The following is a 741-nucleotide window of genomic DNA, read 5'->3' as shown; positions in this document are numbered from 1 at the left end:
TGTCGTCGGGAGCGTGCTTTTGGTACTTTCCTTATTTTTAGCCCATACGATTGCTCATCCATTAAGCAAATTGTCCGCCTCTGCCAACCGTGTGCGCAATGGCAACAATAAACGCGTGGAAATTCCTGATTTCTCAATGCGCGAAGATGAAATTGGTCATCTTTCGACTTCTATTCGTGATATGACCAATGCTCTTTATATGCGTATTGAAGCCATTGAACGTTTTGCTGCTGATGTAAGTCATGAATTAAAAAATCCGCTTACCTCACTGCGTAGTGCTGTTGAAACCCTTCCTCTGGCTAAAAATGAAGAAGCACAAGAACAATTACTTGAAATTATTCAACATGATGTGCGTCGTCTTGACCGTTTGATTACTGATATTTCTGATGCCTCACGACTCGATGCTGAGCTTGCTCGTGAAACCGCGCAGATCGTTGATATGACACGGCTTTTGGAAAGTCTTGTTCATGCTGCTCATGAAGTATACCGTAACACGCAATCCATTGATATCAGCCTCAATATTGTCCCACGTCCTTATGGAAAAGCCTACCTTGTGTTGGGACATGAACTCCGTTTGGGGCAAGTTATTTCCAATCTCATTGAAAATGCACGTTCCTTCATTCCCCATGATAATGGCAAAATTTATATAACTATGAAGAGTCATGCTTCAACCCTCATCTTAACCATTGAAGACAATGGCCCTGGTATTCGTTCAGAGAATATTGAACGCATTTTTGAGCG

1 protein-coding gene is annotated in these 741 nt (G+C 42.1%); it reads left to right on the top strand.

Features of this window, described 5'->3' with window-relative positions:
• The coding region (locus tag ACFIK8_RS11285) for a sensor histidine kinase (RefSeq protein ID WP_375669479.1) at positions 1 to 741 on the top strand (741 nt) is incomplete at both ends.

This window comes from Bartonella sp. MR168JLCBS (genome assembly GCF_042194175.1).
This window is presented reverse-complemented; position numbering and strand designations above follow the sequence as displayed.